The sequence below is a fragment of the Sharpea azabuensis DSM 18934 genome (assembly GCF_000702165.1).
In the GTDB taxonomy this organism is placed as follows: Bacteria; Bacillota_I; Bacilli_A; order Erysipelotrichales; family Coprobacillaceae; genus Sharpea; species Sharpea azabuensis.
Genome location: NZ_JNKU01000042.1, coordinates 1 through 23545 on the forward strand (window position 1 = coordinate 1; position 23545 = coordinate 23545).

Sequence of the window (23545 nt, forward strand, 5' to 3'; positions counted from 1 at the left end):
AAAAAAATTTGTTTTTTCTTCTGTATCTTCAATATTTTAAACATATGATTTCTCATATTATTAAGTGAAAGGAATTGTCTAAAGGCAATTCTTTTTCGTTAGACGGAATTTCGTGAGAAAGGAGTAAATGATGAAGTTGAAGGCAAAGTCTTACTATTAGAAGAAAAATGGAAAAAAATTTGTTTTTTCTTCTGTATCTTCAATATTTTGAATATATGATTTCTCATCTTATAAGTGAAGAGAATTTTTGAAAGACTAATCCATCTTCGTTTTATGGATTTTTAAGAAAGGAGCATGATTATTATGATAAATATCACGATAAATTAGTATCTCATCGTTTAGAGTTGAAATTGATGATTACTAAAGATAGTATTCAATGTAGGAAACAAGTCACATTAATTAATTTGAAATTTATGAAAAGAGGAATAAAAATGAAATACACTGTTGAACTATTCAAAACAAGCAAGTTTTATGAAAAACATAAGGATACATATTTTTCGGATATTATATTACGTAATGTTTTTAATCAAGAAGTATCTCTTCATAAGGTTTATGGAATTGGTAAGAAATCATATCAAGAAATCCATGCCCTGAGTACTGAGCTGATAAGAGAGATAATAGCAAACGCGAAAGAAAATAATATTGACGATAAAGAACAAATAGGGATGATGATTCATCAAGCTTATATTGATCCGGATTCGAAAGGAATTAAAGAACGAGAAAGTGTAGGTGTGTTATGTAGTGCAGATGGGCTTTTATCAATTAGCCGTATTTATCAAAAATATGGTATTGATGATCGTACAGCAGATGAATATGAACACTATCGTAAAGTACCAATATTCTTTTTCCCAAGTGAGAAAAATGGTATTAATACAAGTAGAGCATCTTTGTTTGGCGATAGGATTGATCATACATTGTATGATATAAAGATGTATTTTGAGTCTGGAAAAAATTGCAAACTTCTTACAGAAAGTAAACTGAAAATATTACCAGAGACGAAGAAATGGTTAGATTCATTTAAGTCATTTAATGAGTTAGTGGAATGGTATGGTATTAAGGGAATTTTTGTGAATGATGATTATGATGTTTATGATCTTGAGAAGGGAGAAGGTAATACTATTGAAAAATATCGAGATAGCTATGGATGGAAATGGAGTGATGCATATTACGAGAATCTCAAAAAATGTATTGATCAGTTTATGAAAAAACATCACAATCAAGAAGTAAGTCGTTAATCAATGTACTATATAGGAAGTAAAAAGAATTGTCATAAAGGCAATTCTTTTTTCTATTCTTTAAAAATTTAAAGGAGGGCATATTATGGACAATAAGCTTACAGAGATGGCAATAGAAATGATACGTTTTTTACAGAAATGGGGATTATGGTATAACACATCAATCCTCACAAATGGTAATAGCTATTCTTATTCAGAAGATAAAGATCAGTGTTATCACAATCTTCCCTATGTAGAATTTGAAGAAGGGGTCGATGCTGAAGAATTAATGCAAGCACCCATCGAAGATGGAGGAAAGATTGTTTATGAAAGTTATGCAAACCCTGAGCATATTTTTGATATGATCTATGGTGGACCTCTTTTATTGCTTGCTAGAGAACGTACATATAAGCCTAACACTGAATATATTAGCCTAGAAGCTTGGGATGAAATCTTCCAAAGAACTGATGTTCTAGCTATTGAACTATATGAGTTATATGGTGTATCAAGCTTTGAGAAATATTATGAAATGGTAAAACATATGTGTTTAATGGAATTTTTCGATATGGAAAATGATGAACATATATATTCTGACTGGGATCCAGTTGTATATGATACTTGGGAAGAGTATTTAGCAGCGAATGATACAATTTTATTGGAAGGTACTGATGAAGCACAGTTACAGCCTATAAGTGAGTTGTTTGATACATATGCATCTTATGAGGAAGTAACTGAACGTTTTAATCACTTAGATAAAGAAATGCTTAGACCTTTCTGGGAAAAGAAGGTTGAGACGGCAAAGAAAGAAGTTATTAATGATTATTATGATTGGGATTTAGAAAGTATGACACCTTATGTACTTCAACAATTCGATGCTATTTTTGAAAAATATGGATTGTGGTATGAATTGTGTTTTTACTGGACATTAACAACCTATAGAGTTGAAGATGAGGAATAGGGCTATGGCTACATATGTGATGTCTGATATACATGGTGAATATGAGAAATTCATAGATTTATTGGATAAAATTGAACTCAAGGACACAGATACACTCTATGTCCTTGGGGATATTGTTGATAGAGGCTTACATCCAATTCAAGTCATACAAAAACTCATGTTAATGCCAAATGTGATATGTTTAGTAGGCAATCATGAATTAATGGCATTGGAGAATTTAGAATTCTTGATGCAAGAAGTTACCTCGGATACTATTAATAAACTTAATGAAGATATGCTGGAAGGTTTGCTTGTTTGGAGAGATGTGAATGGTGGGCAAACTACAATCAATGAATTTAGAACTTTAAACAAAGAGGGTCAAAGAGAAGTTATTGAATTTTTAAAAGAACTCTATGTGTATGAAGAGATATGTGTTGAGGGTAAGGATTATATTTTGGTTCACGCTGGACTAGGCGGATATAATGCAGAAAAGTCTCTTGAAGATTATTCGTTGAAAGAACTTCTATGGGATAGAGCGGACTATAATATTATGTATGATCGTGATAAGTATGTCATTACAGGTCATACCCCAACACAATATATCTTAGAGAATCCCAAACCAGGCTATATCTATAAACATAATCATCATATTGCTATCGACTGTGGTGCTTATCTCAAAGATGGACGTCTTGCAGCAATCTGTCTAGAAACTGGAAGAGAGTATTATTCCTTCTCAAACAATGTTAATTCATAAAATCATAGAAAAACACCAATTTTTGGCATATGCCTTGAATTGGTGTTTTTTACTAACTATATAAATAACCAGCCCGTTCTAATTCTCTTTCAATACGTTCAATCATATCCTGATCTTCATAGACAATGGTATGAAGATGAATACCATCAGTTAGTTCAGAAAGTGGTGCGGCATGAGAACTGTCCAGTTTCTCCATAAACTTCTTCACATCATAACGACTGCTGATATGAAGATTGCCTTTAATTTCACCATATACAGGATGTTCCAGAATGACATCTTCAATCCGACCACCCTGATCAACGATAATATTCAATTCCTCTTCAATCGCATTACGATCATGTTTAACCGCAATCTTTTTACGTAAACCACCTTCATCATCAAAAATATAACCTCTTGGTGTTGCCATTATATTGTAGCCAGCAGCTCTCAACAACGCCACATCACCGACAATAATCTGTCTACTGACACCATATTTAGTCGCTAAAGATTTTGCAGAGATTGGCTTAGTGGCTTCGGATATATCATTTAATACTTGTTCTTTTCTTTCCATGTTTATCACCTGACATTATTATAGGAGTTTAGTGTTGTATATGCAACTGTATTGACATACAGTTTGATGTTGACTTATAGGGATATTGTTTTATAATGGTTGTGCACAATCTAAAGGAAAGAAGGTTCTTTCATGGAAAATAGAAATGCTGTTATTATTAAAACAAGTATCATTGGTATTGCTACAAATGTCTTACTTGCAATCTTTAAGGCTATTGTTGGCTTATTGGCGAATTCTATTGCCGTTGTACTTGATGCCATCAATAACTTAAGTGATGCTATGAGTTCCATCATTACTATTGTTGGAACGAAGTTAGCGGGGAAAAGTCCGGACAAGAAGCATCCATTAGGATATGGACGTGTGGAATATTTAAGTGCAACACTTATTTCCTTCATCGTCCTTTATGCGGGTATTGCTTCTTTAAGAGAATCGATTAAGACAATTATCTCACCAACTAAACCAGATTATTCAACATTGACATTAGTGATTATTATTGTTGGTGTTGTGACAAAGATTATCTTAGGAAGATATGTAAAGAGTGTTGGTGTAAAAATGAATTCAGCTTCACTTATTAATAGTGGAGAAGATGCAACACTGGATTCTATTATTTCTGCTTCAACACTTGTTGCGGCAGTGATTTATTTACTCTTCCATATCTCCCTAGAAGCTTATCTTGGCGCTGTTATCTCAATAATCATTATCAAGAGTGCTATTGAGATGTTGCGTGATTCATTAAGTGATATTCTTGGTGAACGTGTTGCTGGTGAATTATCTAAGAAAGTCAAGAAGGTTATTAATAGCTTTGATGGAATCTATGGTAGTTATGATTTGGTGCTGAATAGTTATGGACCTAATCGTTATATTGGTTCCGTGCATATTGAAGTTGCTGATTATATGCAGGTGGATGAGCTTGATGAATTATCAAGAAAAATTGCTAAGAAAGTCTATGATGAAACGGGTGTTATTCTTACTGGTATTGGTGTTTATGCCTTTAATACAAAGGATAATGAGGTTGCGAAAATGCGTACCGATATCACACATCTCGTAATGGCACATGAGGGTGTTATTCAGGTTCATGGTTTCTATGTGAACAAGGAAGAAAAACGCATTCAGCTTGATGTCATCTTTGATTTCTCAATAGACCGAGATCATCTCTACAAACATATTTATAAAGACATCGAAGAAGCTTATCCAGGCTATACAATAGTCATGCAGCTTGATAGTGATGTCAGTGATTAAGACGGTTCTCCGTCTTTTCTTTTACACTGATGTTGTTTTCTTGTACAATAGAGTCATGAAGAATATAGCGATAAGAAAAAATACCCAGGCTATCCTGGATCAATATGACCTCAATGCACTCAAGAAATATGGGCAGAACTTTCTTGTAGATGCCAACATCATTCATAAAATAGCCCAACAAGCCAATATCACAAAAGAAACATGTGTTATTGAAATAGGGCCGGGCATTGGTGCTTTAACGGAAGAACTTGCCCATCAGGCTAAACATGTGATTGCCTTTGAGATTGATGAACGTATGAAGAATGTCTTGGATCATGAATTAGAATGTCATAATGTCGAAGTAATCTTGCAGGATTTTATGAAAGTTAACTTAGAAGAGGTTGTCTCAACGATAGAAGAAGAGGATGTATGCGTTGTAACTAACTTACCATATTATATTACAACCGATATCATCAAGAAAGTTCTCACAACACCAACAAGAATTAATCGGATGGTTGCATTAATTCAAAAAGAAGTGGCATTAAAGCTAACAGGAGAAGAAAAGAGTCCATTATCCAATATGATTGATTATGTGGGTGATATCAAATATTGTATGACGGTGGGTAAGTCTGTCTTTATTCCAGCTCCCCATGTCGATAGTGCCGTGATACGTATTTATAAAGAGAGAAATATGGATCCAGTGCTTATTGAAGTGCTAGAGGCTGCTTTTAAACAGAAGCGAAAGACAATGAATAATAATATGAAAGCACTCTTTCAAAATGAAACAGCCCAAGTCCTAGCAGCTTGTAATATCAACCCAACAAAACGTGCACAAGAACTCAATATTGATGATTTCATGAAGCTTGCAGAAGAAAGAAGGAAGAGACTATGAAAGTAAGGGCATTCGCAAAAATCAACCTAGCACTCGATGTTGTCAGTGAACGTGATGATGGCTATCATGAACTCAAGATGATTATGGCTCCCATTACCTTGCATGACCTCATTACAATTGAAGTCACAGATAAGCCAGGCATCATCCTTACAACCAACTCATCACGTGTTCCAACCGATGAACGCAATATTATGTATAAGGTTGCCCAGGCTGTTATGGAGAAATACAAGATCACAAAGGGCATTAAGATGTATTGTATGAAACATATTCCTTCACAAGCGGGGTTAGCAGGTGGCAGTGCTGATGGTGCAGCTGTTATTAAGGCCATGAATCGTCTCTTTAAGCTACATATGAGCTATGAAGATATGGTTGAACTGACAAAGGATATTGGCTCTGATATCCCATTTTGTATCTATAACCGTTTAGCTGTTGTCAGTGGAAAAGGAGAACAGTTTGAATTCATACATTCCTCTTTTAATACCAATTTCCTGCTTGTCAAACCAAGCCGAGGTGTATCGACAAAACGTTCCTTCAACGCCTTAGATATGTCCACAGCTCTTCATCCAGATATCTATAAGATGAAAGCAGCATTGATTCATGAAGACTATCAAGGTGTTGTAGATACACTAGGCAATACACTTGAAGAACCTTCTATTGACTTTGTCCCTGAAATTGCAACTATCAAGAAGGAAATGTTGGAATTGGGATTTGATGGGGCATTGATGAGTGGAAGTGGTAGTTGTGTTTTTGGAATGACAAATGACGAAGAGATACTCCATAAAGGCTATAAGTACTTTAAAGAATCTTATTATTTTGTCCGTACAACAAAGCTCTTAAGCCATCAAGATTAGAAACATAACGATGCCTAAGTATAGTGAAGCAGCGGTTATTTCTGAAAATGATAACGCTGATAACGCCTCGCTTAGCTATGAAAACTAATAAATTGAAATATAGCTACCGCAATCCCACTGACTTTAGACAGCAGGTTAAGGTAGTCAAATGATAGAAGAGAGTTTTGTATATTAAGACTACAAAATGAATACTGCAAAGATATCGTAAATTTTTACAAAAAAACTGTGCGAAAAGCCCACTCCCTTAGGTATGGGATGGATAGCATAAAATAAAAAATGTATGTAGATATTAAAAACATATATGTATCATGATATGGTATATGTATGGAAAATAAATATAGACATACAAACACAACGGTATCTTTGATAAACTACCATTTTGTCTTTTGGCCAAGATACAGGCGTAAAATTTTTCTGATATCAAATGTAGAGAAACGTTTTAAGGAACTGGTCAAAATAAAATGTAAGGAGTTAGAAATTGAAATTATTGCAATCGAATGTGATAAGGACCACTCTCATATGTTCTTGAATTGTCCTACAGCATTAAGTCCTTCAGGCATCATGCAGCAAATAAAAGGATATACAAGCAAAATTCTTAGAGAGGAGTTTGTGGAACTATCAAAAATGCCTGGTTTATGGACAAGAAGCTATTTTGTTTCTACGGCAGGCAATGTATGCAGCGAAACAATTAAAAAAGTATGTAGAAAGTCAGAAAAAGAGAATATCATATCAGAAAGTGAGGTGAATATTATGGTAAGCTTTATTGTTGAATTTCCATTAAAAACGGAAAAATATCAAGAAGATATTTTAAATAAGCGTTTTGAGACTGGAAGAAGAATCTATAATTCTTTAGTCAATGTAACACAGAAACGTTATAAGGAAATGATTAAAACCAAGAGATATCGCACTCTTCTGTCTTCATTGTCTGAGAGTGAAAAGTCAGATAAAGAAATCTGGAAACAGATAAACGATATGCGAAAACAATATAACATGTCAGAATATTCATTTCACGAAGATGTAAAGCAAATGCAAAGACATTTTAAAGATAATATTGATTCTTTTACTTCTCAGAAGATTGCAACTGCATTATGGAAATCCTATGACAGGTTATTCCATGGAAATGGCAGGAAAGTTTATTATAAGAAATATGGTGAATTAAATTCACTTGAAGGAAAATCCAACAAGACAGGAATCAGAATAATTAATGATACTCTTGTCTGGAATGGCTTAAAAATCCCAGTCTTAATTGATTATGACAATCATTATGAATGTCAGGCTATGCAATGTGATATCTGTTATAACAGGATTGTTAGAAAATATGTAAGAAACAAATATAAATTCTATGTTCAGGTAGTCTTTAAAGGAAATCCACCTGTCAAGGTGGATGCTGAAACTGGTGAAATTAAACATTGCATTGGCAATGGTGATGTTGGCTTGGATATTGGAACCAGGACCATTGCCATTTCAAGCCAGTCCGATGTAAAAATATTAGAACTTGCTGACAGGGTCCAGAACATTGAAAACCAGAAACAGAAAATTCTGAGAGGCATGGACAGGTCAAGACGTGCAACTAATCCAGATAATTATAATGAAGATGGAACCGTCAAGAAACAAGGCAATAAGAAAGTCAGATGGAACAAATCAAATCACTATATCAGATATCAAAACGAATTAAAGGAACTATATAGAAAGCAAGCAGATATAAGAAAGTATCAGCATGAATGCTTGGCAAACTATATCATATCTCTTGGAAACAGAGTATATGTCGAAAAAATGAATTTTGCAGGACTTCAGAAGCGTGCTAAAAATACTGAAAAGAATGATAAAGGAAAGTACAAGAAAAAGAAACGTTTCGGTAAGTCTTTGGCAAATAAAGCACCATCAATGTTATTAACAATAATAGATAGAAAACTAAATTATTTTGGCGAGAAATTAACAGAAATAAACACTTCTGAAGCAAAGGCAAGCCAGTTCAATCACTTTGATGGAACATATACAAAGAAAACACTGTCACAGAGATGGAATGATCTTAATGGAATCAAGATACAAAGAGATATGTACAGTGCTTTTCTGATAATGAATATAAGTGATGATTTAAAAAGCTTTGATATTGATAAATGTAATGGAAGATTTGAAAACTTCTATAGACTTCATAATTTGGAAGTAGACAGATTAACTGGCAAGAATAATCTAAGCAGTATCGCAATTTAAAAAGAGAATATATATAAATAGGTTTTGACACGAGCCTTATGCTATCGCTAATGGATGCAATGGCATCTTTGGTAGTGAAAGTCTTATAGAAACTCATTAGTCTTATATGCTTTCGAGTATATCTGGAAGTGAATGTATATAAGAACCCAACGTACTTTAGCCGTTGGAGTGTCAGTGAATTCATTGTTAAATACGGGCTTTTTTTTTGATGGGAATTTTGCTAGAATGTACGCGTAAGGAGATATGAATGGAATGAAAATCTATGCGGTTGTATTAGCAGCGGGTAAAGGTACTCGTATGAAGTCTGATAAACCTAAAGTTGTTCATGAAGTGCTTTATAAACCAATGATTAATCATGTGGTTGATGCCTTAAAGGATTTAGGTGTTGATGAGATTGTCGTTGTAGTTGGTCATGAAGCAGAACAGGTGAAAGCATTATTGCCTGAAGACGTGAAGACGGTTTACCAGCGTGAGCAGCTCGGTACAGGTCATGCTGTTCTTTGCGCTAAGGAAGTTCTTGGTGACAAAGAAGGAATGACATTGGTCTTAAATGGCGATGCACCACTTGTACAGAAGTCTACTTTAAAAGGCCTTATTGATACATTTAAGGCTAAAGCTTCCAAAGCCACAGTGATGACATCACATTGTGATACATCAGTTGCTTATGGACGTATTATTAATGTGGATGGTCAGGTTAAGGGTATTGTAGAATTTAAAGATCTAGCCGAAGATCAAAAAGACATTACGGAAATGAACACAGGTGAATATTGTTTTGATAACCAGGCTTTATTTAACGCCCTCAGTCAGGTTACAAACAATAATGCCCAAAATGAATACTATTTAACAGATGTTATTGGAATCATGAATCAGGAAGGTTTACCTATTTCTTCTTATGAGATTGATGATTTTGATGAAGTTGGTGGTATTAATGATCGTGTCGCTCTTGTTGAGGCAACAAAGACATTAGCGAGAAGAATTAACCATGAATGGTTATTGAATGGGGTAACGGTTATTGATCCTGATCAGACATATATTGGTACTGATGTGACAATTGGTACAAATACAGTTATTGAACCGGGAACTATTATTAAAGGTGCGAGTGTGATTGGTGAAAACTGTCATATTGGTCCATTTGTAGAGCTTGATCATGTTCATATCAGTGATCATAGTGAAGTGAAGTTTCAAAGTTTAAAAGATAAGACAATTTAATAGAACAAGATTCTAAGGGGACATAAAATGAAGAACGATAAAATTGCTTTATTCTCATTAAGTGCAAGTCAGAAACTTGCGAAAGATATTGCTGATATTTTAGGTGTTGATGTAGCACCTTCAAAAGTTCATCACTTTGCGGATGGTGAAATTCTTGTAGAAATCGGTGAATCAGTACGTGGTAAAGATGTCTTTATTATTCAGTCTACATGTAATCCAGTTACTGAGAATTTAATGGAAATCTTAGTATTATGTGATGCTTTAAAACGTGCATCAGCTCATGCGATTACAGCAGTTATTCCATATTTCGGTTATGCAAGACAGGATCGTAAAGCTAAGCCAAGACAGCCAATTACTTCTAAGTTAGTTGCTGACTTATTGACAACAGCTGGTGTTGATCGTGTAGTCACTGTAGACTTACATGCTAAACAGATTCAGGGCTTCTTTGATATTCCTGTTGATGAAATGCAGGCTTTACCACTTATTTGTAAGTATTTCAAAGATAAGGGTATTGAGGATATTGCGATTGTTTCACCAGACCATGGTGGAGCTACACGTGCTAGACAGATGTCAGAATATTTCGATTGTCCAATTGCGATTATCGATAAACGTAGACCTAAACCAAATGTTGCTGAAGTGATGGGTATCATTGGTGATGTAGCTGGTCGTAACTGTATCTTGATTGATGACATGATTGATACTGCCGGTACAATCACTGCTGGTGTTAATATGTTGAAGCAGAAGGGTGCTAAGGATGTCTATATCGCATGTACACATGGTGTACTTTCAGGACCTGCAGTTGAAAGACTTAAGGACTGTGACGCTAAGGAAGTTGTTATTACGGATACAATCCCACTTCCAGAAGAAAAACAAATGGATAAGTTCAGAATTGTAACTGTTGCTGAATTACTAGCACATACAATTGATAACATTGAAAATGATTTACCTGTATCCGATGTTGTCAAACAATATGGTATGGATTAAAATAAAAGGCATTATATATGCCTTTTTTTAATGGGCAGAAAGGACAGCTATGAATGAAAAATTAAGAGGCGTACTCTATGTACTTATTCCCTCAATCATCTATACGATTTATTCACGTTATATCCCTACCATAACAACTTATATTACAACACATATTCCACTTACTTCAGAACAGGCTCGTATTATTATTTTTATGTTGATGGGGGTTGTTCTTTATTTGACATATAATATGGCTATTCATAAGAGAATACTCTATCGTGGTGTGAATATTATTCATATTGTGATTGGCTTATTTCCCCTGTATGCTTCCTATTTAACCAATATTCCCTATGTCAATGAATATATGCGTATCTTAGGTGATGCCTATGTCATTGTTGAGCTTGTGGCTGGGGTTGGTATTGTGAATATGATAGAATCATTTCGATAGGAGGCAAATACATGTATTTCAATACACATACACATTTAAATAGCGAAGAGCTTTTTGATCAACGTGATCACTATATCCAGAATGCCCTAGAAAAGGGTGTAAACCATATGACTGTTGTTGGCTATGATGTCGCAAGCAGTCAGCGTGCTTTAGAGATTGCCCATGAATATGACTTTGTTTATGCGACAGTGGGTATTTCTCCCAACGATTGCCTGCATACTACTGATGAAGATCTTACCTTAATCGCTAAGATGGCAGAAGATGACAAGATCGTGGCGTTAGGAGAAATTGGCCTTGATTACTATTATGATGATGTGCCTAAAGAGAAACAAATGGATGTCTTCAAAAAACAAATCAAGATTGCCCAGGATTTAAGTCTTCCCATCACGATACATTGTCGTGATGCCTATGAAGATACCTATAATGTTTTAGAAAAGGCAAACCTAAAAGGCATCATGCATTGTTATAGTGGGTCGGATCAAATGGCTTTACGCTTTATTAAGCTAGGTTATTATATTTCTCTTGCTGGTCCAGTGACATTCAAGAATGCCAAGATGCCAAAACGTGTTGCTACTAATGTTCCATTAGATAGCTTGCTGATTGAAACAGATGATCCTTATATGGCTCCTGTGCCTCTTCGTGGCACAACGAACGAACCGGCTAACTGTATCTATATTGCTAAGACAATTGCAGAGCTTAAAGGTCTTGATGAAGAGGAAGTGGCCAAGGTAACAACAGATAATGCCTACAAGGTATTTAGGCTGTTATAATCTATTGTTTTTTTAATAAAGATATCAAGTTTTTGAGGTGGGCTTGCACTTTACAGTAGGCTTGATTATAGTTTATTGTGAGTAGAAGGAGGAGTTGTCATGCAATTAGAAAAACAACTACAAGATACGTCATTAAAACTCTATGAGAAAACATTAAAGGATCTTACTAAAGAACAGGTTTATACTGTTTTATTAGCTGTTGTTAAGGATATGTTAGAAGATAAGGAAGAGATTAGTGGAGAACGTAAACTCTATTATTTCTCTGCGGAATTCCTTATTGGTAAGTTAATGAGTAACAACCTTATTAACTTAGGTATTCGTAAAGAAGTCAGAGATATTTTAGCTGAGAATGGTTTTGATTTAGCTGAAATTGAAGAAATTGAAGCTGAACCTTCATTAGGTAATGGTGGTTTAGGAAGACTGGCTGCTTGTTTCTTAGATTCTATTGCGACATTGAATTTACCTGGTGATGGTGTTGGTTTAAATTATCATTTAGGTTTATTTAAACAGAAATTTGAAAATGAAAAGCAGTTTGAAACACCTGATTACTGGATTGATGATCATAGCTGGTTAAATAAGACAAGAAAGAGTTATTTAGTTGAATTTAAGGATTTTGCGATTAAATCAACACTCTATGATATTGATGTAATTGGTTATCATGGTAAGAAAAACAAACTTCATTTATTTGATATTGGTAGTGTGGATGAAAGTATTGTTCATGATGGTATTCAGTTTGATAAAGACAATATCCTCAAGAACCTTACATTATTCTTATATCCAGACGATAGTGATGATGCGGGTAGAAAGCTGAGAATCTATCAGCAGTACTTCATGGTTTCCAATGGGGCTCAGATGATTCTTGAAGATCTCAAGAGACGTCATAAAGACTTACGTGAAATGCATAAGTATGTTGCTATTCAGATCAATGATACACATCCATCAATGGTCATTCCTGAACTGATTCGCTTACTGATGAAAGAAGGCCTCACAATGAAAGAAGCCATCCATACAGTACAGCTTACATGTGCTTATACAAACCATACAATCTTAGCTGAAGCACTTGAAAAATGGCCATTAAGCTATCTTGAGGAAGTTGTCCCACAGTTAGTTCCAATCATTGAAGCATTGGATGCTGTTGCAGCAATCCGTAGTGATAATCCAAAGGTTGCTATTATTGACAATGACAAACTTGTCCATATGGCCCATATGGATATTCACTTTGGTTATTCAATTAATGGTGTTGCCGCTATTCATACAAAGATTCTTGAAGAAACAGAATTACATGATTTCTATGAACTCTATCCATCTAAGTTCAACAACAAGACAAATGGTATTACATTTAGAAGATGGTTAATGGATTGTAATGAAGAATTAACAGACTTCATTGATTCATTAATTGGTGAAGGCTATAAGGCTAATGCTGAAGAATTAAAAGGCTTATTAAAATATACTGAAGACAAGGATGTTCTTAAGAAACTTCTTGCAATCAAAGAGCTTAAGAAAAAACAGCTTGCCCAATATGTCTATAATAAAGAAGGCGTTAAGCTTGATACGGATGCAATCTTTGATGTTCAGATCAAGAGATTACATGAATATAAGCGTCAGCAGATGAATGTCCTTTATATCATCTATCAGTATTTACAGATTAAAGCAGGCAAACTTCCAGCTCATCCTATTACATGCATCTTTGGCGCCAAGGCAGCACCTGCCTATGTGATTGCCAAGGATATCATTCATGCCATCCTGACACTTTCTAACATTATTAATAATGACCCTGAAGTATCACCATACTTAAAGGTTGTGATGGTTGAAAACTACAATGTTACATATGCTGAAAAGCTTATTCCAGCAGCTGATTTATCAGAACAGATTTCCTTAGCCTCTAAGGAAGCAAGTGGTACGGGTAATATGAAGCTCATGTTGAATGGAGCTGTGACATTGGGTACTGATGATGGAGCTAATGTTGAAATTCATCAGTTAGTTGGTGATGACAATATCTATATCTTTGGTGCTGATAGTGATACGGTTATTAAGCATTATGAAAATGCGGATTATCATCCAGCTGATCTTCTTGCGACTGACAAGGAATTACAGGAAGTTGTTGATTTCTTAGTTGGTGAAGAAATGCGTAAGGCTGGAGATCCTGCAAGCCTAGAAAGATTACATCACGAATTAACAACCAAAGACTGGTTTATGACATTGCTTGATGTCAAAGATTATATTAAGACAAATGAACAAGCAATCAAAGATTATAAAGAAAGAGAAGTATGGGCGAGAAAGATGCTTGTCAATATTGCTGAAGCAGGCTTCTTCTCAAGCGACCGTACAATAGCACAATACAATGAAGACATCTGGAAACTTTAATGCAAATGTGCGACAAGCTGGCATTCTTATGCCAGTTTTCTCGCTTCCTGCCAATCATGGCATTGGTGATTTAGGAAAAAGCGCTTATGACTTTGTGGATTTAGTCGCAAGTGCTAAATTTAAAATCTGGCAGATTTTGCCTTTAAATCCAGCTGGCTATGGGGAATCACCTTATCAGCCATCTTCATCATTTGCCGGTGATGAAGTCTATATTAACCTCGATTTACTTGTCGAAGAAGGCTTGCTTGAAGAAGCACCTGCCTTTGAAAAAGACAGTGAATTCATTAACTATAGTGCTGTTCGTTCCTATAAGAGTCAATTGCTTCATCAGGCCTTTACAAAGTTTGTACCTGATCAAGATTATCAGGACTTTGTTGAGAAGGCTTTCTGGTTAGAGGGCTATGCGAAATTCATTGCCCGTAAGAAGGCTAATGAGAATAAAGGCTGGCTTGAATGGACAACATTAGAATATGATGAAGAAGAATACAAATATCAATTCTTCGTACAGTATTATTTCGCAAAACAATGGCTCAAGTTAAAAGAATATGCCAATAGTAAAGGCATTATCATTATGGGTGATATGCCTATCTATGTGGGCTTGGATTCAGCTGATGTTTATGACAACAAAGAATGCTTCTTGCTTGATCAAACAGGTCATCCAACATCAGTAGCAGGTGTTCCACCTGATTACTTCTCTGAAGATGGTCAGCTATGGGGTAATCCATTATATGATTGGGATTATCTCAAAGAACATGATTATTCATTCTGGATGAAACGTTTATCATGGAATAAAGATTTATTTGATATCATTCGTATTGATCACTTCCGTGCATTCGATACATACTGGAAAGTACCAGCAGGGGAAACAACAGCAAGAAATGGTGAATGGATTTTAGGTCCAGCATATGATTTCTTTGATTATGTCTATGACAAGATGCCTGATTTAAATCTTGTCGCAGAAGATTTAGGGGACTTAAGACCAGAAGTCTTAGAACTTAAAGATCATTATCATATGCTTGGAATGCGTATTGCCCAGTTCTCGTTTGGTGACGATATGGCCAAGGTTGACTACAAGCTCCCAGAGTTCTGTATTGCCTATACAGGAACACATGACAATGCCCCTGTCAATGGCTGGTATAGCGACTTATCAGTTGGTGAAAAGAAGCATGCTAGGGCAGTTATGAATCATTTACAGATACATGGTAAGACGATGGCTGATCGACAGATTCAATGGATGCTTTCTTCCGATGCAGTTCTTGCCATTATCATGATGGAAGATTTCTTAGCTTTAGGTAATGTTGGTAGAATTAATACACCAAGTACCATTGGAGCGCCTAACTGGTGCTGGAAGATGAGTACACTTGCACCATTTGAACGTCGTATAAAACATATTAAACATCTTCTTAAAACATATCATCGTGCTTAATAATAAAGTGAGTCTGCTAGATGCAAACTCACTTTTCTCTTGCTCATAAGAGCCAATAAGCAGCAATGAAAGGTTTAGGAAAGCTTCTGCATAATTGAAGTATGCCTCAAGGAAGAACTTGATTATCGGACCTGCTTCCACCCAACAGGCAGATTATTATACAAGAAAAATATTTTAACAGCTCATTAACTTAAAAAGTACGAAACCAAAATAACATAGAAAAGGTGAAATATGTTGATAAAATCAATGTAATACGGCTTTATTAGCTTGTTTGCTGTAAAATAGATAAGTTATATTGTAAACGAAAAGGCTCCCGAAGGAACCTGTTCGTTTAGTTAGGAAGATGAAGGAAAATTTATTATATATACCAATTGACTAGATAGCCAATTCAGTATCTTTATCAAAGAGGTGATAGTTAGAAAGATCTAAGGCAAACTTAACTGTATCACCCTGTCTTGATGTAGTGTGTGGATCTACACGCGCTGTAATCTTTGTATCTTTAATATTGAAGTAGAGATAAACTTCAGCACCCAATGTTTCATAAACATCAATATGAGTAGTAAATGTAGTTTGTGGATGTGCTTCTACGAAAGAAGGCTTATCTGAAATATTTTCAGGACGAATACCAAGAATAATAGTCTTACCAATATACTGACCATTCATTAATGCTTTTTCTCTTGCTTCGTCGACTTTGAACTGAACACCATTTTCTAACTGTAATTCAACACCCTTAGTGCCTAAGACAACCTTGGCATTTAAGAAGTTCATCTGTGGTGAACCAATGAAACCAGCTACGAATAAGTTTGCAGGTTTATTATAAAGGTTCTGAGGTGTATCAATCTGCTGCACAATACCATCTTTTAAGACAACGATTCTTGTACCCAATGTCATGGCTTCAGTCTGGTCATGTGTAACGTAGATGAATGTTGTACCTAATTTCTGATGTAATTTAGAAATGACTAAACGCATCTGTACTCTTAACTTGGCATCCAAGTTAGAAAGAGGTTCATCCATAAGGAAGACCTTAGGATTACGAACCATTGCACGACCCATCGCAACACGCTGACGCTGGCCACCTGATAAGGCTTTTGGTTTACGATCAAGATATTTCTCGATATCAAGCATCTTTGCTGCTTGCATAACTTTTTCATCAATGACTTTAGGATCAACCTTAGCAATCTTTAAAGCGAAAGCCATGTTTTCATAAACAGTCATATGTGGATATAAGGCATAGTTCTGGAAGACCATGGCGATATCACGATCCTTAGGTTCAACATCGTTCATTTCAACACCATCGATCTTTAATGAACCACCAGTAATATCTTCAAGACCTGCAATCATTCTTAAGACTGTAGATTTACCACAACCAGAAGGTCCTACGAAAATAATAAATTCTTTGTCATCAATCTTTAAATTGAAATCCTTAATAGCTTCATAGCCATTAGGATATGTTTTATAAATATGTTCTAATGATAAATTTGCCATAGTTATCATTCTCCTTTGCTGGTAACATTGTACCAATGTTAGCGCTTTAAAGACATATCACAAATTTTAGAAAAATATAAGAAAACTCATATTCTTGACATTTCATAAGCCACTAAGAGCTCACCAACACTCCAAGCCTGGTTAACTGTACCTCTAGGTGTATGCGGTGCATCGCCATCAAATATCTCATTAATACCATTAATGCAGTTTTGATCAAGACTTTCTAGTAATGGCTGTAATAATTCTCTTGCCTGGCTCTTGTCTTCATCAAGAAGCACATGAGCGCGAATATAAGGTCCCATTAAATAAGCCCAGCTCGTACCCATATGATAGGCGAGATCGCGCTTGTCAAGATTGCCTTCATAATGTCCTATATAACGTGGATCATCATAAGCAAGGGAACGGATGCCTGTTTTCGCATAGAGCTTTTCATCAACAACCTTCAGCATCTTCTTGCCAAGTTCAAAGGAAATAACTGGGAAAGGTAAGCTTAAGGCATAGAGCTGGTTAGGACGAATACTTGAATCATTGGGTTCAACGACATCATAGAGACATTGAGTCTCTTCACACCAGAATTTGTCAGCAAAACTCTTTTTTGTACGCTTGGCAATAAGACTATAGCTTTCATCATGATCGGTTTTATTACTGAAGTAAGCCATAATCATGAGGGCATTATACCAAAGTGCATTGAGTTCAACAGGCTTTCCATGTCTTGGCGTAATCGCTTTACCATGGGTATAAACATCCATCCAGGTTATCTGATCCTCATTGTCACCAACATGAATAAGAAAATCATCATCCATATAGATTGCATGATCAGTTCCTCTAATATAAGCTGAGATAATCTCTTTAAGATGAGGATAGACTTCTTTAGTAATGAAGTCAGTATCATGACTATATTGTTCATACATATAACATGCATGAATGAACCATAATGATGCATCAGCTGTGTTGTAGCGTGGCTTATTTGTCCCATCTTCAAACAAATTCACTACAAGACCGTGATGAATCGTTTTCGCAAAAGTACGAATAATGCTTTTAGCATCATCAAATCTCTTCGTGACAAGAGTTAAGCCTTCAAAGGCAATCAAGGTGTCTCTGCCCCAGTCTGAAAACCATGGATATCCGGCAATAATGGATTTATTCTTTGTCGATTTTCTATCTACAATAAACTGATCGGCAATCTTTTCTAGTCTTACCTTAATAGGGTCCTTTGTATTAACTAACATAGCTTTACGTTTCACTTCATCAAAGAGATATTCACGGGCTGTTCTATTGGCGTCATCAAGTGTGCAGACAAAGGATATATCCTTTGTTTCCTGATCGCTCATCATGACATTGTAATAACCAGGTGAATATAAGGCATCTAGTTCTTTATAGCCTGTGACACAATCAAATGCATAATAAAGATTGTCCTTGATATTTGTTTCTTTATTGAAGACACCTGTATTCATATAAGTTCTAATAAGAACATCCTTATGATTTAGTGGGATGAGACTAAGATGTCTTTCGTGAACACTAAAACATGGAATAGTCGCCTTATTGCATCTTGCGGCATGATCTCTTAGCGAAAAGTAAGGTGTGAAGAAAAGGTTGACTTGATGATTGTTGCTTACAACATGATAGTTAATGGCAACCGTATTCTCACCATGTACAAGCGTAATCGTCTTATCGATATAGACATTGCCTATTTCATAGCGATAAGTGACAAAGTCATCAACAATCACTTCCTTGATAAGTGCTGTATTATCTTCGATATGATCATCATACTGATAGCTTTCTAAATTATAAGACTTCCCATCAATAACAACTCTTTCATCAAGCTGGTTAAGTACGTTATAGCGCATTGTAGGAGGAGCAAGAGAAGCAATTAGTAAGCCATTGTAGGCTTTGGTGTGGTGTGATGCTAGTGGAGAGTAGGCATAGCCACCAATACCATTGGTGAGGAGCCATTCTTCGTTATTAAAACAATCTTCTTTTATTTTCGGGTTGATTATTTTCATAAAATCACTCGCTTTCATAATCACAGTTAATATAAAATGTCTTTTAGATATTTACAATATCATCTAATAAAATTGATATGTGTCGTATAATTACTATATTTAAAAAAATATTATAACTTGATACAATATGTTTGTATGGAGGAGTATACTTATGAATAGTGTTTATGTAGAGTATAGTTTTAAGAAGGATGTTGCGTTTAGAAGCCGTGTGTTCTTTGCGTTTTTAGTTGCTGTATGTGTACTTTTAGGATTTTATAGTTTATTTGTAACAATTTTAGTACCTGTTTTTATTGCAGCGATAGCACTTACCTATTTCTATAAACGTTCGCTTAAATGTGAATATGAGTATATTCTCCTGGATGATGACTTAGCTATTGATCGTATTATTAATAAAGCTAAGCGTAAGAAAGCAGGACGTTATGATTTAAGTAAAATTATTGACTTTTCAAGTGTCAATGAAGACTTCTATAAACGTTATCAAGATAAGCATGTTAAAAGCAAGAAATACTTTTCTCGTTTAAATGAAGATGATATTTATGCTTTAGTTTTCAACAATGGTAATAACTATGAGTGTCTTTATATTCAGGCTGATGAAGCTTTAAAACAAGCCATTGCTTCAAGACACCCACATAATTTACACTTATAAGGAGCCCTTATTATGTATAGTATTTTAGTTGCGGATGATGAGAAAATAGGTAGGAAGGGCGTACACTTCTTACTTGACCAGATGGATGAAGAACTTGATATTATTGAGGCTAAAAATGGCAAAGAAGCACTCAAGTATATCCAGAACCATCATCTCGATATCTTATTGACAGATATCAAGATGCCTTTTCTTGATGGTATTGAACTGATTAAGGAAGCTTTAAAAGTACAGCCTCATTTAAAGATTGCGATATTCTCAGGCTATAGTGATTTTGAATATGCCAAGAATGCTTTATCGCTAGGTGTTCTTGAATATATTCTTAAACCAGTTAATCCTGAAGAATTCAAGACAACCATTAAAAAGGTTATAGGTGAAGTCGATAAACTGCATGAATCAGTAAAACAAGAAGAAGCTCATGAAGAACTCTTAAAAGAACATATTCTTTATAATCTTGTCAACGGGAATTCAATAGAAGTTATACGTAAACAATTAAGTGGACATAATTTTAATGACTTCATTCCCCCTTATACAAGAGTCTTACTTTTAGAATTTGATGGAAATTTCTTTGGGGAAGTTGAAGAGTTTGAAGAGAAGTTAAAAGAAAATGTAAGACTGACATATGAATATCTGAATTTAAATTTATCGCAGTCAGTGCTTTTCTTTGAAGAAGAGAATATTGAAAAATTGAATGCTGTAGCTCATGATATCTATAACTTTGTACAAGTGAAATACCACCGTAATGCCTATATTGCCATTAGTGAAAAGATTGAAGATATTGGTACGATGTCTAAAGTTATCGAAGAGCTTGAAGATACGCTAGAGGGCATGTACTACCATCCTGATAAGCATATCTATAGCGAACTTGATGCGATTGAAGAAGTCAATGGCTCACCTTATGAAGACATTGAAAAACTTACAAATCTTGTCAAACATGATATTCATATCAAAGATATTGAAAGCTTACGTAAAGATTTCAATAGTTTCTATGATCTCTATAATGCATCCAACGACTTTACAAATGACTATATCAAATTCTTATTCTCTGGGATGATTAAGGATATTTATGAAGCCTTAACACATACGGATGAAAAAGAATTGGATCAGATGATTGTGAAGTTCTATCGTGCCAATGATTTTAAGAGTATGAAACAAGTGATGGATCAGTTTGTAGCCTTGTTGGAAAAGGAATTTAAGAAATCGGAAAGTCTAAGTCATGGTGAAATTAAAGATGTGATGAAATATGTTTATAATCATTATAACTTAGATTTAAGTGTGGATTATTTAGCTGATCAGGTATGTCTTGCACCAAGCTATCTTTCACATATTTTCAAGAAGGAAACAGGGGAAAACTTAGGTAAGTTCATTAAACGTGTACGAATGGAGAAGGCAAAGGATATGCTGGAAAATACCCATGAACGTATTGTTGCCATTGCTGTTGCTGTAGGTTATTCCAATGTCTCTTACTTTTGTCAGAGCTTTAGGGAATACTATGGCATCTCACCACAAAAGTATAGAAATCAAGGTGAAGCGTAATGAGCAAGATAATCCAATTCTTTAGAGATATGAAAGTCCGATACAAGATCATCATGATCTATTTTGTGATCGGGCTTTTTCCATTAATTATTATTGGTACACTCTTTTTTAGCCAAATAAAGCATTCTGTTATCCAACAAGTTCAGACGAGCACCTCCAATACTATCGAACTCGCTACAAGTTCTCTGGACAGCAATATCAAAATCTACAACAACCTATCAGATTATTTAGCTTATAATGAAACAGTTGCGAATATTGTCAGTAATGATATTAATAATCAATTTGATTTCTATAAAGAACTCGATAAGACATTGGATCCAATGTTGTTGTCAGTGGCTAACTTTCATACTGATCTTGAACAAGTAACCATCTATGCCCGTGATGATATTGTGCGACATGGCAGTACGCTTGCCCCTATTACCCAGATTGAGAATGAAAGCTGGTTTACTCAGGCAAGTCATAGTGATACACCGGTATGGATTATTAATAAGGATAAGAAGGAAGTTATTAATGTACGTAAGATGCCTACACTTGAACGTAAGGGTATTCTTGGTATTCTTTATATAAAGATGAATTATGATCAGCTCTTTAAGAGTTTCAATAATTTCAGTAATAATAATTATGGGACTTATATTGTTGATGGAAATAATCATATAGTATATCAGAATCTGAAGTTTGATGATGACAGGGTGCCTGAAATTCTAAGCTTTAAAGATGTTAAAGGGATGGTTAAACGCAAGGCTGATAATGTTATTTATAAAAAAAGTCATGAGACAAACTGGAAGGTTTATTACTATCACTCACGTGATAGCTTATCTGATTCTAGATTATCGGAAGCAGCTAATTTCTTAGTTCTAGTTGTCTTCGTTACGATTGTGGCGGCAGCAATTGCCTTATGGGCAACAAGTAAGTTCATCGTCAGCCGTCTTGAAGCATTGCGTAATAATATAACACTTGTTGAAAAAGGCAAGCTTGAAGTTATGGTGCAAAGTCAGGACCAGGATGAAATAGGTCAATTGATTACAGGTTTTGGCCATATGATCAACCGTATCAAGTTCTTAATTGAAGAAGTCTATGAAAGCAAACTTGCACAAAAGAACTATGAAATGCGTGCTCTCCAGCAACAAATCAACCCCCACTTCCTCTATAACACTCTTTCGATGATTAACTTCATGGCGATTGAGAGTGGCCAGAATGATATCTCGAAAATCACCCTCGCACTTTCCGATTTCTATCGTACAGCTTTGAACAAGGGGCATAATACAACAAGCTTAGCTGATGAACTCAAGAATATGAATGCCTATCTTGATATCCAGCAAATGATGCATGACTATGAATTCGATCTCGATATCGAAATTGATGACGCGATTAAGGATTATGAAACACCAAATCTTATTCTTCAGCCAATTGTTGAAAATGCGATAGGCCATGGTATTGACTTACTTGAAGATCGTAAAGGTGTGCTAAAGGTTTATGCGACCGTTGATGAAGAGAATGTCTATATTATGGTTGAGGATAATGGTGTTGGCATGGATCAAGAAACAATCAACACGATGCTTTCACAAAACAGTAAGGGCTATGGTATGCGTAATGTCAACCAACGTATTAAACTACTCTATGGTGAAGAGTATGGCTTATATATAGAAAGTATTGTTGGCCAAGGTACGGTTGTCACAATTCGCTTACCTAAACATAAATATGAAAAAAGACCGGATCAGAAATAAAGCAGAGTCTCACGACTCTGTTTTTACATACAAAAATATCGGCGCTTTAAATAATCGTGGGGTTTGACGAATTTCGCTTTAAGAAATCGTGGGGTCTTAGCTGACAAATTTTAAATTCGCTTTAAAAAACTGTGGGGTCAGTATGCACCTGATGCATATGATTCCACAGTTTTTGTCCGTCCCCGTATTTTTAGATCATTGCTTTATTTCGCTTTTTGTTTTCTGCTGTTCAGTATCCTGTCAACAATATACAGGTCGCTAAAACCTGAATCATATTCGTTATGCAGATTCTGTGAAAACATGATTTTGTTTCTTGCCCTATTAAAGTTTCTATAGCCATTGGCATT

General features: G+C 35.2%; 19 protein-coding genes and 1 pseudogene. 17 read left to right on the forward strand and 3 right to left on the reverse strand.

What is annotated here, in order from left to right; genetic code table 11:
• Positions 1 to 353 precede the first annotated feature (353 nt).
• The 3 genes from T529_RS0109165 (at position 354) to T529_RS0109175 (ending at position 2905) form a co-directional block, all read left to right on the forward strand.
• Positions 354 to 1235: a DUF6994 family protein gene (locus T529_RS0109165; protein WP_202962292.1), complete on the forward strand. Its 882-nt coding sequence runs from the start codon at positions 354 to 356 to the stop codon at positions 1233 to 1235.
• 85 nt (positions 1236 to 1320) lie between these two features.
• The gene (locus tag T529_RS0109170) at positions 1321 to 2172 is read left to right on the forward strand and encodes a hypothetical protein (RefSeq protein WP_033163309.1); all 852 of its coding nucleotides are present in this window, start codon (positions 1321 to 1323) and stop codon (positions 2170 to 2172) included.
• A gap of 4 nt (positions 2173 to 2176) precedes the next feature.
• Positions 2177 to 2905: a metallophosphoesterase gene (locus tag T529_RS0109175; RefSeq protein WP_033163310.1), complete on the forward strand. Its 729-nt coding sequence runs from the start codon at positions 2177 to 2179 to the stop codon at positions 2903 to 2905.
• A 52-nt stretch (positions 2906 to 2957) separates the two neighbouring features.
• Here the strand turns inward: T529_RS0109175 and T529_RS0109180 are convergent, their stop codons facing one another.
• On the reverse strand, positions 2958 to 3455 hold the full coding sequence (locus tag T529_RS0109180) for a transcription repressor NadR (RefSeq protein WP_033163311.1): 498 nt from the start codon (positions 3453 to 3455) through the stop codon (positions 2958 to 2960).
• Between the two features lie 132 nt (positions 3456 to 3587).
• Between T529_RS0109180 and T529_RS0109185 the strand changes: the two genes are divergently transcribed.
• The 11 genes and pseudogenes from T529_RS0109185 to malQ all read left to right on the forward strand — a co-directional run bounded on the left by T529_RS0109185 (position 3588) and on the right by malQ (position 15807).
• A complete protein-coding gene (locus tag T529_RS0109185) occupies positions 3588 to 4694 on the forward strand; it encodes a cation diffusion facilitator family transporter (RefSeq protein ID WP_033163312.1) in 1107 nt (368 codons plus the stop codon).
• On the forward strand, positions 4681 to 5565 hold the full coding sequence (gene rsmA, locus T529_RS0109190; protein WP_274518640.1) for a 16S rRNA (adenine(1518)-N(6)/adenine(1519)-N(6))-dimethyltransferase RsmA: 885 nt from the start codon (positions 4681 to 4683) through the stop codon (positions 5563 to 5565). The genes T529_RS0109185 and rsmA overlap by 14 nt, the downstream gene beginning before the upstream one ends.
• Positions 5562 to 6416, forward strand: coding sequence for a 4-(cytidine 5'-diphospho)-2-C-methyl-D-erythritol kinase (ispE, locus tag T529_RS0109195; RefSeq protein ID WP_033163313.1), 855 nt, complete (start codon positions 5562 to 5564; stop codon positions 6414 to 6416). Before rsmA ends, ispE begins: the two co-directional genes overlap by 4 nt.
• 324 nt (positions 6417 to 6740) lie before the next feature.
• Positions 6741 to 7161: pseudogene (tnpA, locus tag T529_RS12865) on the forward strand (IS200/IS605 family transposase).
• 5 nt (positions 7162 to 7166) lie between these two features.
• Positions 7167 to 8627 carry a hypothetical protein gene (locus tag T529_RS0109200; RefSeq protein WP_033163325.1) on the forward strand — a complete coding sequence of 487 codons (1461 nt, stop codon included), beginning with the start codon at positions 7167 to 7169 and terminating at the stop codon, positions 8625 to 8627.
• Positions 8628 to 8870: 243 nt separating this feature from the next.
• Positions 8871 to 9836: a bifunctional UDP-N-acetylglucosamine diphosphorylase/glucosamine-1-phosphate N-acetyltransferase GlmU gene (locus T529_RS0109205; protein ID WP_238560803.1), complete on the forward strand. Its 966-nt coding sequence runs from the start codon at positions 8871 to 8873 to the stop codon at positions 9834 to 9836.
• Between the two features lie 27 nt (positions 9837 to 9863).
• Positions 9864 to 10820 carry a ribose-phosphate diphosphokinase gene (locus T529_RS0109210; protein ID WP_033163314.1) on the forward strand — a complete coding sequence of 319 codons (957 nt, stop codon included), beginning with the start codon at positions 9864 to 9866 and terminating at the stop codon, positions 10818 to 10820.
• Positions 10821 to 10869: 49 nt separating this feature from the next.
• On the forward strand, positions 10870 to 11247 hold the full coding sequence (locus T529_RS0109215) for a hypothetical protein (protein ID WP_033163315.1): 378 nt from the start codon (positions 10870 to 10872) through the stop codon (positions 11245 to 11247).
• Between the two features lie 11 nt (positions 11248 to 11258).
• Positions 11259 to 12017 carry a TatD family hydrolase gene (locus tag T529_RS0109220; RefSeq protein WP_033163316.1) on the forward strand — a complete coding sequence of 253 codons (759 nt, stop codon included), beginning with the start codon at positions 11259 to 11261 and terminating at the stop codon, positions 12015 to 12017.
• 99 nt (positions 12018 to 12116) lie between these two features.
• Positions 12117 to 14381 carry a glycogen/starch/alpha-glucan phosphorylase gene (locus tag T529_RS0109225; protein ID WP_033163317.1) on the forward strand — a complete coding sequence of 755 codons (2265 nt, stop codon included), beginning with the start codon at positions 12117 to 12119 and terminating at the stop codon, positions 14379 to 14381.
• Positions 14359 to 15807 (forward strand): 4-alpha-glucanotransferase, encoded by a 1449-nt coding sequence (malQ, locus tag T529_RS0109230; RefSeq protein WP_051646945.1) that lies wholly within the window; start codon positions 14359 to 14361, stop codon positions 15805 to 15807. Before T529_RS0109225 ends, malQ begins: the two co-directional genes overlap by 23 nt.
• 375 nt (positions 15808 to 16182) lie before the next feature.
• Here malQ and T529_RS0109235 read toward each other — a convergent pair whose 3' ends face one another.
• Together T529_RS0109235 and T529_RS0109240 are read right to left on the reverse strand one after the other, a co-directional pair.
• Positions 16183 to 17292 (reverse strand): ABC transporter ATP-binding protein, encoded by a 1110-nt coding sequence (locus T529_RS0109235; RefSeq protein WP_033163318.1) that lies wholly within the window; start codon positions 17290 to 17292, stop codon positions 16183 to 16185.
• 86 nt (positions 17293 to 17378) lie between these two features.
• Positions 17379 to 19295, reverse strand: a complete 1917-nt coding sequence (locus T529_RS0109240) for an amylo-alpha-1,6-glucosidase (RefSeq protein WP_033163319.1) — start codon at positions 19293 to 19295, stop codon at positions 17379 to 17381.
• A 151-nt stretch (positions 19296 to 19446) separates the two neighbouring features.
• On the opposite strand from T529_RS0109240, the gene T529_RS0109245 reads away from it, so the two are divergent.
• Genes T529_RS0109245 through T529_RS0109255 form a run of 3 tightly spaced genes read left to right on the forward strand, consistent with a single transcriptional unit; the run spans position 19447 to position 23198 of the window.
• The gene (locus T529_RS0109245) at positions 19447 to 19941 is read left to right on the forward strand and encodes a DUF6106 family protein (protein ID WP_033163320.1); all 495 of its coding nucleotides are present in this window, start codon (positions 19447 to 19449) and stop codon (positions 19939 to 19941) included.
• Positions 19942 to 19953: 12 nt separating this feature from the next.
• Positions 19954 to 21474 (forward strand): response regulator transcription factor, encoded by a 1521-nt coding sequence (locus T529_RS0109250; protein ID WP_033163321.1) that lies wholly within the window; start codon positions 19954 to 19956, stop codon positions 21472 to 21474.
• On the forward strand, positions 21474 to 23198 hold the full coding sequence (locus tag T529_RS0109255; protein ID WP_033163322.1) for a sensor histidine kinase: 1725 nt from the start codon (positions 21474 to 21476) through the stop codon (positions 23196 to 23198). The genes T529_RS0109250 and T529_RS0109255 overlap by 1 nt, the downstream gene beginning before the upstream one ends.
• Positions 23199 to 23545: the final 347 nt, after the last annotated feature.

What these genes read in the sequence shown, in the direction of transcription:
- T529_RS0109170 (WP_033163309.1), top strand. Translation starts at nt 1,321, where the DNA reads ATGGACAATAAGCTTACAGAGATGGCAATAGAAATGATACGTTTTTTA.
- T529_RS0109245 (WP_033163320.1), top strand. Translation starts at nt 19,447, where the DNA reads ATGAATAGTGTTTATGTAGAGTATAGTTTTAAGAAGGATGTTGCGTTT.
- T529_RS0109210 (WP_033163314.1), top strand. Translation starts at nt 9,864, where the DNA reads ATGAAGAACGATAAAATTGCTTTATTCTCATTAAGTGCAAGTCAGAAA.
- T529_RS0109240 (WP_033163319.1), bottom strand. Translation starts at nt 19,295, where the DNA reads ATGAAAATAATCAACCCGAAAATAAAAGAAGATTGTTTTAATAACGAA.
- malQ (WP_051646945.1), top strand. Translation starts at nt 14,359, where the DNA reads ATGAAGACATCTGGAAACTTTAATGCAAATGTGCGACAAGCTGGCATT.
- T529_RS0109165 (WP_202962292.1), top strand. Translation starts at nt 354, where the DNA reads ATGATTACTAAAGATAGTATTCAATGTAGGAAACAAGTCACATTAATT.
- T529_RS0109200 (WP_033163325.1), top strand. Translation starts at nt 7,167, where the DNA reads ATGGTAAGCTTTATTGTTGAATTTCCATTAAAAACGGAAAAATATCAA.
- ispE (WP_033163313.1), top strand. Translation starts at nt 5,562, where the DNA reads ATGAAAGTAAGGGCATTCGCAAAAATCAACCTAGCACTCGATGTTGTC.
- T529_RS0109250 (WP_033163321.1), top strand. Translation starts at nt 19,954, where the DNA reads ATGTATAGTATTTTAGTTGCGGATGATGAGAAAATAGGTAGGAAGGGC.
- T529_RS0109180 (WP_033163311.1), bottom strand. Translation starts at nt 3,455, where the DNA reads ATGGAAAGAAAAGAACAAGTATTAAATGATATATCCGAAGCCACTAAG.
- T529_RS0109220 (WP_033163316.1), top strand. Translation starts at nt 11,259, where the DNA reads ATGTATTTCAATACACATACACATTTAAATAGCGAAGAGCTTTTTGAT.
- T529_RS0109205 (WP_238560803.1), top strand. Translation starts at nt 8,871, where the DNA reads ATGAATGGAATGAAAATCTATGCGGTTGTATTAGCAGCGGGTAAAGGT.
- T529_RS0109215 (WP_033163315.1), top strand. Translation starts at nt 10,870, where the DNA reads ATGAATGAAAAATTAAGAGGCGTACTCTATGTACTTATTCCCTCAATC.
- T529_RS0109225 (WP_033163317.1), top strand. Translation starts at nt 12,117, where the DNA reads ATGCAATTAGAAAAACAACTACAAGATACGTCATTAAAACTCTATGAG.
- T529_RS0109255 (WP_033163322.1), top strand. Translation starts at nt 21,474, where the DNA reads ATGAGCAAGATAATCCAATTCTTTAGAGATATGAAAGTCCGATACAAG.
- T529_RS0109235 (WP_033163318.1), bottom strand. Translation starts at nt 17,292, where the DNA reads ATGGCAAATTTATCATTAGAACATATTTATAAAACATATCCTAATGGC.
- T529_RS0109175 (WP_033163310.1), top strand. Translation starts at nt 2,177, where the DNA reads ATGGCTACATATGTGATGTCTGATATACATGGTGAATATGAGAAATTC.
- rsmA (WP_274518640.1), top strand. Translation starts at nt 4,681, where the DNA reads ATGTCAGTGATTAAGACGGTTCTCCGTCTTTTCTTTTACACTGATGTT.
- T529_RS0109185 (WP_033163312.1), top strand. Translation starts at nt 3,588, where the DNA reads ATGGAAAATAGAAATGCTGTTATTATTAAAACAAGTATCATTGGTATT.